This is a genomic window from Sodalinema sp. (genome assembly GCF_046483825.1).
Taxonomy (GTDB): Bacteria; Cyanobacteriota; Cyanobacteriia; order Cyanobacteriales; family Geitlerinemataceae; genus Sodalinema.
Window position 1 is genome coordinate 1 of sequence record NZ_JAWOCL010000238.1, and the last position, 8,359, is coordinate 8,359.

The window sequence follows — 8,359 nt, forward strand, 5'->3', positions numbered from 1 at the left end:
AAGAGAAGGCAAAAGGCAAGAGGCAAGAGGCAAAAGGCAAAAGAAGGGAACAGGGAATAGGGAATAGGGAATAGGGAGGCAATAGGCGAGAGGCAATGGGCAATAGGCAATGGGCAATAGGCAATAACTTTTGTATTTTAGCTCTTTATCACGATGACATGGATTGACTGCACACTTTTATATTTTTGTCAACCATAAAATGGAGATTTATCAATTCGTAACAATTCGCCGAGGGCATCTAGTAGCAACGAGTACAACTTGTTAGGATGGGGGGATACTTTTCAAGGACTGCGACAGCCATCCGTGAGCCTTCAGCTTGAATGTCTACCCTACGGTGTCGGTCATGCCCAGGAGGGGCTGTGTGTGCAAATGCGGCTCGGTCCCTATCAGGTGCTGCTCGACTGTGGCATCGAGGATCTCTCTCCCCTGCTTGAGCCGGCCGATGGCGAGGCCGCTACCATTGATTGTGTCATCTGTAGCCATGCTCACAGTGACCATGCTCGGGGACTGTTAAGCCTACATCAAGCGCGGCCGCAACTGCCCATTTACGCCAGTGAGGTGACGGCGCAACTGTTGTCCCTGAACTGGCTCGATGTGCCAGATGTGGCTGATTTGTGCCAGGTCTTACCTTGGCGGACGGCGATCGAAATTGCCAAAGACTTGTGGCTAGAACTGTTCCCAGCGGGACATTTGCCGGGAGCCTCTCTCGTTCGTCTAACCTATCATGGTCGCGATCGCACCTATTCCGTCGTCTATACCGGCGACTTTCTACTCTCCAACTCTCGCCTCGCTGAAGGCCTCCCCCTCGAAGAAGTCCGCAACTGGCACCCCGATGTTCTCATCGCCGAAGGAAGCTATGGAACCGCCCGCTATCCCCGGCGACGGACTCAAGAAAACCAACTAGCCGAACGCATCAATCGCGCCCTCGCTGAGCAACACCTGATTCTAATGCCTGTTCCCCGACTGGGATTAGGGCAAGAACTGCTGATGTTGTTGCGATCGCACCATCACTTCACCGGCCGCAACATCGACATCTGGGTTGACGCATCCCTGGCCGCCGGTTGCGATCGCTACCTCGACCTCCTCCCCCATCTTCCCACCGCCGTCCAAAACTTCGCCCGTCATCAACCCCTATTCTGGGACGATCGCATCCGGCCGCGAATGCGCCGACTCACCCCAGACGTGAGCTTGGGAGAGGTTCCCACCCTTGTTCTGACGGACATCGAGAGCGACTGGCATCGCCTTTGTACCAAACAGGTGAATGCCAACCCGGACCAATCTTGGCTAATTCTCTACCCCCTCCATCCCGGCCATGGCGATCCCGACGCTGACCTAGACGAGCATCCCCGCATCGAGCTTGAAACCTATCTTCTCAGTTCCCACTGCGATCGCTCAGGAACCAGCCAACTCATCCATAACCTGCGGCCACAACATATCGTGTTCGTTCATGGTTCCCCCAACTATCTAGCCGACTTAGCCAACCTCGACGAACTCTGTAGCCGCTATCAACTTCACTGTCCCGCCGCCGGGAAACTGGTGCAATTGCCCCTACGAGACAAACGTCCACAGCCGGAACTGCCCGACTCTCGCTATCAAGGGGAAGTCAGCGAGAGCAACAGGGGGGTCACCGTACAATTCGATAAAGCCCTCAGCCGGGATTCCCGCTGGCATCACTTCGCCGATACTGGACTGGTGGAAACCCGCTGGCAAGGGGATGAGTTGGTGCTACGGGGGATTTCCCAACGAGAACTCTTGGGGCGAGAACGAGCCTTGCAAATTCCCCCGAGCCTTCCTTGTTGTGCCAATTGTGCCTACTATCGCGCTCAACAATGTTTCAACGAGAACTCCCCGCTTTACGGCTTTAAGGTCACCGCTGACGGAACCTGTCCCGTCTTTGAACCGCTGTGAGCCTTAACTGAACAGGCCAGTTCCCAGAACCACAAGGCCGAAACTACTAATAGCCAGACCTAAAGCACGCAAGATGGCGCGGCGGTATTGAGACGAGAATAGAGTGACTCGCACCAGGGTATAGGTTGCAGCGGCAATCACCAATTGAATGAACGTAAACCCAGTCAAATAGGCGGCGATCGGACCCATTTCCGCGCCAATAATCGACTCACCGTAAGCATAGCCGTGAAACAGACCAGCCACCGCAGCGGCGATCGCCACCGCCAGAGTCAGGCCAAACGATTCAGAGAAAGACGAATCAGACGATTGGCATTGACTTTCGCTGGCAATCAATCCCCCAGCAACAATCACGGAAATAGCAATCCACATCTCAGCCATCGGCAAGGTGACCGCCTGGAGATGGAGGCCCGTTCCCAGCATCGCCGTGAGAACAAACCCCACCGGAATGATCCAACCCCGACGTAGCTGAGTCGCCAGTAAGCCACTGGCAATCACAAACGCCAAGTGATCTAAGCCGATAATCGGATGGCCAAAGCCTGAGAGTAGGGCCTCAAAAACGGTACTGGGGGTTTTGCCTCCAGTGGGATGGTGAGCCAAGACTGTTTGACTGCTTCCGACTAAAGTCAAAACGGTCAAGGTCAGGCCGACGGTGAGTTTCAGCCCCAGGGATTTGTAACGGGTCAATTGGGATTTGTACTGCATCAACACTATAGGTTATGTCCTTATTAAAACTAAACAGAGCCGAGTCTATGTCCTCTGGATTCTAGCAGTTGTCCGTCGGCCCTGTATCTTGGCTTGGGTATCTTGGCTTGGGGATATCGAGGAGTTAAAGAACCTCCCGTTTGAGATAGGGTTGTAACACCTCAGGAACTTGGATGGTTTTATCAGCAAGCTGATAGTTTTCCAGAATAGCGGCCATGGTGCGGCCGATCGCTAAGCCAGAGCCATTGAGGGTATGGACATACTGGGTTCCTTTTTTGCCTTTCTCCTTAAAGCGGATATTGCCCCGTCTGGCTTGGAAGTCGCCACAATTGGAACAACTCGAAATTTCTCGGTAGGTTCCGGCGGAGGGGAGCCACACTTCCAGGTCATAACATTTGTTGGCACTGAAGCCGAGATCGCCGGTGCAGAGTTCGATGACGCGATAGGGGAGTTTGAGAGCTTGCAGGATGGCTTCGGCGTTGGCGACGAGTTTTTGGTGTTCGGCTTCAGACTGCTCAGGGTGAACGAGTTTCACCAGTTCAACTTTGTTGAATTGATGGAGCCGGATTAAGCCTCGGGTGTCTTTGCCGTAACTGCCCGCTTCACGGCGAAAACAGGGGGTATAGGCACAATGGTGGATGGGAAGTTCCTCGGCGTTGAGGATCTCGTCGCGGTAGAGGTTGGTGAGGGGAACTTCGGCGGTGGGGGAGAGCCAAAGATCGTCGGCGTCACATTTGAAGCTCTCGTCGGCAAATTTCGGCAGTTGGCCCGTGGCTTCGAGGGAACGGCTGTTAATCAGCACTGGGGGCATCACTTCGGTGTAGCCAGCGGCAATTTGCTGATCGAGCATGAAGCTAATTAAGGCCCGTTCGAGGGCGGCTCCAGCACCGATGAGGGCAATAAAACGGCTCTGGGCGACTTTGACGGCGCGATCGCTGACGATAATCCCCATTTCTTCGCCAATGTCAATGTGGGAGAGAATCCCCTCGCGGCTGGGTTTGTATTCGTCTCCCCAGCGACGAACTTCGACGTTGTCGTTTTCGTTGTCTCCGTCGGGGGTGCTTGGACTGGGGAGGTTGGGGAACGACAGGAGCAGCGCGTTGAGTTGGCGGCTGATCTCTTTTTCCTGGGGTTCGAGTTCCGCCAGTTGGCGTTTGAGTTGGTTTCCTTCGATTTTGAGGCTTTGGATGTCGTCGCTTTGGGGATCTGCCCCGGATTTCATTTTCTGGCCGATGGCTTTGCCGATTTCGTTGCTGCGAGCCTGAAGTTGCGATCGCTCGGTTTCGAGTTCCCGTCGTTGGCGATCGAGTGCGTCAAGGGGGGTTAAGTCATAGGGATCTCCCCGTCGAGCGAGTTGCTCTCGGATGGCTTGGGGGTTGTCTCGAATGAGTTTGATGTCTAGCACAGTGCGCGGTTAGAGATAGAGGTTAGCAATGGCTGAGCAAGATCTCAGACCTGTATTTTGCCATGTTCCCAGACTTGAGAACATTGTTAACAGAGGCAACGGCAGGGGCGATCGCTTTGTATCCTAGAGGAATGACGCAATTTTTTGATAAGAAACCAATGATGAAAACAGTATTTACAGGATCGACCGCTCATGACGGCGATCGCGGCCCACAAGGGCGCTGGCTGGGGTTGCTGGCGGCGATCGCGGCGATCGCACTCTGGGTCTGGACTCCCCCGGCTTTAGCGATTAGTGTTTACAATATGCCCTTCGTCGCCGCTGGTGAAGACACTTGGATTGTCGATGAAGGCAATAGCATCAGTCGGATCAACGAGATCCAAATTGCTAAGGCGTTGACGGAACTGCGGCAGCAAACCGGCGCTGAGGTTCGCTTTGTCACCGTCCGTCACGTCGATTATGGTGAAACCATCCAAAGCTTTACCGATAAGGTGTTTGAGAAATGGTTTCCGACCGCTGAGGAGCAAGCGAATCAGGTGCTGATTGCCCTAGATGTGGTCACGAATAACGCCGGGATTCGTGTCGGAGCGGGACTCACGGAGCAACTTACGCCTGAGATTGCCAAGAGTGTCGCTCAGGAAACGGTGCTGTATCCTCTCATCGAAGGTGATAAGTACAATGAAGCCTTCATTGATGCCAAAGATCGCCTGGTGGCTGTTCTTTCGGGAGAACCTGATCCCGGTGCGCCGGAACTTAAGGTCAAAGAGGTACAAGTCGAAGGAACCTTCGCAACGGCGGAGGAAACGGCGGAAAAACGCAGTGATGCCACGACGTTTGTTATTGTGCTACTCATTGCGGCGACGGTAATTCCTATGGTGACCTACTATGCTCTGTATTCTTAGAGGTTTTTGATCGGGATTGGGTCTCTCACAAGGATTAAGATACAGGATACTCCGATCAACCGAACGGGTGACAACATCGAGACTCAGTCGGGTGGGCAATCGATTGCCCACCTAAACTATACAGATTTAGGTTACTGTTTTCAGTGATTAAAATACTATAAAAAAGAGTGTCTTGGGATTGGCAACTAATAGAAAATAGAGAAATAACCATACCTAACTTTGTGTATTTCCTATTTTTTTGTTTATCACTACAATCTAACTAAAATGAATAAGTTGTCTCTATTTAATCACAACAAAAGGGGGTTTCACATAACCTGTTTTGTGATACTATGTTTCGACTTATGCCTATTTACAATACTCTATATCTCTCGCGAAAATACCTATTACTGGTCAGATTTCATAAATTATCAATACTTTACTGAGTACATCTTTGATATTTATAAAGAATCCCCATACCAAGCATTTACGATTATTTTTTCATCGGGAGATACAACCTCTTATAATCTATTATTTACTGCTCCACTTTTGCCCGTGCTTGATGCCTTTGGACTGTCTCGATTCACCTACATTCTCAGTTTGGTTTTAGTTTACCTACTTCCCTTTTCTCTAAGCTTAGGTGCTGTAGCAACTCAAATCATCCAAGCGCCGCCTCGGTCGGTATTTTGGGGAACCGTATTTCTGAGTCTTTTAAGCCCGTTTACCCTAGCAACCAGTTTGCGAGGCTTACCCGATACAGGAGGAATGACGCTAATTTGCTTGGGGATATTTCTCTATCTCAAAAGTCATCGATCTAACGCTAAAGTCCGATTGCAAACAGTTTTTACATTGATACTGGTGGGAATCTTGTTGGCTGGGGCGATCGCTTTTCGTCGTCATTTTGCCTATAGCGTTGTCGCCTTCTTGGCTGCCATGTTGATGTGGGAAATCACGAGTTTTTGGTCATGGGGACTACGGGCGATCGCCGCCACAATCTTACGAGCCACCACCATCGGGGTCTCCGCTCTCTTGACGTTGGCGATCGCCATGCCCAATTTCTTACAAGACAGTCTCACCCGCAACTATCGAGCGCTCTATTCCTCCTTTACCTATCCAATTCCCGAGGTCTTACACTACTACGGAAACGGCGCCGGTTGGCTCCTTTGGGGATTAGCAATCCTGGGCTGGCTGACCATTCAAGATTCCCAACGGGGAGCCTTTCCCTTTCTCGTTGGCCTCTGGGAAATCGGTCTCTGGCTGGGAGTGGTTCGCTACACTCATGTCCATTACACACTCCATTTTGCTCCTTTTCTCGTCTGGGGAATTGCCGCCTTAATCTGGGAAACACGACGGGTCGGCGTTTTAGTCTGGATCTTAGTAGGATTGAATGCGGTGATGGGTTTAACTCCCTTATCGTTGCCCCAAGTTCCGGGATTAGCTGAGGGCTATCCGCCATTAGTGCGCGAGGATATGGCCGAGGTGGGGGTATTAGTGGCCGCATTACGAGATATGCCCCAACCCGTCTATATCGCGGCGTCGTCTGAGGTGATTAACCCGGATCTCATTCGCAGTGCGGAAGGACAACTCTATCCTGATGATGTGCAACTGTCGGTGTTACGGGTTCCTCAAGTGGATTCGAGTGATGATTATCCCTTGCGGGATCTCTTGCGGGCCAATACGGTTGTGGTTCCCGATTCGTTTCAATATACGTTGCGGCCGGAAGAACAAACGGTAGTCCGAGTGGTGTCTGAGGCCTTTAATCAGGAATGGACTCTGGTTCGGGATTTTTTGCGGTTAAATCGCAGTTTTCCCCTTTCGGATCTCGATGTTCGACTCTATCGGCGGGTACGAGATACGGATCTGGCGACGGCGATTGAGACGTTGGCGAAGATGCAGGAGGCGATCGCGCCGCGTTATCAAGGACATCGACGCTGGTTAGCGGTTCCCCCAGGGCCAACGGTGACGAAAACGGCTGGCGAGTATCAGATATCGGGAGAAACACCCTTATCGGTGTTACATCTCTCACCGCTGACGGGAACGGACTCGCTTCGGGGACAACTTCAGTCGGATTGTTCAGATCCGGCGGCGTCAGAGGGACAGCTACAGATTACACTTCACAATCGAAGGGGCCAAGCGATACAGCAACAGGCGTTTCCGCTCTCGCAGGGGCCGTTTGACTATCCGCTGACGCCGCCGGAGTTGCCCAGCTATCTGAGTGTTTCTGTCAGCAGTGAGGGGTCTTGTCAGGTGAATTTGAGACTCCAGAATTAGGTGGAATCACGGAAATTGACGGGTGTTCAGGGACATTTCTGGGAGCATCGTTTAGAATGGCGGGCAATTTCGGGCAGTTCAGGGTGAGATCAGTCATGGGGTATAACGTTCGCATCGCAGATATGCCGGCTACAGAACGTCCTCGGGAACGCCTGGTGGCCTCGGGGGCGAATCATTTGGCCACGGCGGAATTGTTGGCGATTTTGTTGGGAACGGGGGCTCGCAGTGAAAATCTTTCGGCGGTGGGGTTGGGACAAGAAATTTTACGTCAGTTGGGCGATCGCAGTCCGGAACCGTTGGAGGTGTTACGCACGGTGTCGCCTCAGGAGTTGATGCAAATTCCGGGGATTGGTTTGGCGAAGGCGACGACGATTGTGGCGGCGATCGAGTTGGGGAAACGGGCCTTCCAAACTCGTCCGGCGGAACGTCAGGTGATTGAAGATCCGGCGACGGCGGTGGCCTATTTAAGCCATGATCTCATGTGGCAGGAGGCGGAACGCTTTGCGGTGTTGTTATTGGATGTCCGCAATCGCGTTTTGGGAACTCAGGTGTTAACGATTGGTACGGCGACGGAAACTCTGGCTCATCCGCCGGATATTTTCCGGGAGGTGATTCGTCAGGGGGCCAATCGGGCGATCGTGGCTCATAATCATCCCACGGGCAATGTCAGTCCCAGTCCGCAGGATCTCGATTTAACTCGTCGTCTTCTACAAATTGGTCAGATTCTCTCGATTCCCATCCTCGATCATTTGATTCTCGGTCATGGCAATTATGCCAGCTTACGTCAGCAAACGAGGTTGTGGCAGGATGTACCACAGGAATAGGGGAGGAGAAGGGAACGGGGAACAGGGAACAGGGAACAGGGAACAGGGAATAGGGAACAGGGAACAGGGAATAGGGAACAGGGAACAGGGAACAGATCATGATTTCCCTTCCTCTTGCCTTTTGCCTCTTGCCTCTTGCCTCTTGCCTCTTGCCTCTTGCCTTTTGCCTTTTGCCTTCTTCCCCCTCTTGCCTCTTGCCTTTTGCCTCTTGCCTCTTGCCTTCTTCCCCCTCTTGCCAAACTTTGCGGCTTCGGCTATAATGGGAGTCTATGGGCGATTAGCACAGTGGTAGCGCACTTCCTTCACACGGAAGGGGTCACTGGTTCGAATCCAGTATCGCCCATTTATTTTTTTTTAACGAGAATAGAATCACG

The 8,359-nt window shown here is 52.3% G+C and carries 6 protein-coding genes and 1 tRNA gene; 5 read left to right on the forward strand and 2 right to left on the reverse strand.

All coding sequences use genetic code 11. The annotated features are described in order from the left end of the window. Positions 1–303 precede the first annotated feature (303 nt). Positions 304–1,908, forward strand: coding sequence for an MBL fold metallo-hydrolase (locus R6U67_RS15305; protein ID WP_410253349.1), 1,605 nt, complete (start codon positions 304–306; stop codon positions 1,906–1,908). Positions 1,909–1,911: 3 nt separating this feature from the next. Here R6U67_RS15305 and R6U67_RS15310 read toward each other — a convergent pair whose 3' ends face one another. Both R6U67_RS15310 and serS read right to left on the reverse strand, forming a co-directional pair. Continuing rightward, complete coding sequence (locus tag R6U67_RS15310; protein WP_410253350.1) at positions 1,912–2,610, reverse strand: HupE/UreJ family protein; 699 nt, start codon at positions 2,608–2,610, stop codon at positions 1,912–1,914. 124 nt (positions 2,611–2,734) lie between these two features. Continuing rightward, positions 2,735–4,015 (reverse strand): serine--tRNA ligase, encoded by a 1,281-nt coding sequence (serS, locus tag R6U67_RS15315; protein WP_410253351.1) that lies wholly within the window; start codon positions 4,013–4,015, stop codon positions 2,735–2,737. Between the two features lie 158 nt (positions 4,016–4,173). On the opposite strand from serS, the gene psb32 reads away from it, so the two are divergent. The 4 genes from psb32 (at position 4,174) to R6U67_RS15335 (ending at position 8,328) form a co-directional block, all read left to right on the forward strand. Continuing rightward, positions 4,174–4,914: a photosystem II repair protein Psb32 gene (gene psb32, locus R6U67_RS15320; protein ID WP_410253352.1), complete on the forward strand. Its 741-nt coding sequence runs from the start codon at positions 4,174–4,176 to the stop codon at positions 4,912–4,914. Positions 4,915–5,445: 531 nt separating this feature from the next. Beyond that, complete coding sequence (locus R6U67_RS15325) at positions 5,446–7,161, forward strand: hypothetical protein (protein ID WP_410253353.1); 1,716 nt, start codon at positions 5,446–5,448, stop codon at positions 7,159–7,161. Positions 7,162–7,256: 95 nt separating this feature from the next. Continuing rightward, complete coding sequence (gene radC / locus R6U67_RS15330) at positions 7,257–7,985, forward strand: RadC family protein (RefSeq protein ID WP_410253354.1); 729 nt, start codon at positions 7,257–7,259, stop codon at positions 7,983–7,985. 271 nt (positions 7,986–8,256) lie between these two features. Continuing rightward, a tRNA-Val gene (locus R6U67_RS15335) sits at positions 8,257–8,328 on the forward strand. Positions 8,329–8,359: the final 31 nt, after the last annotated feature.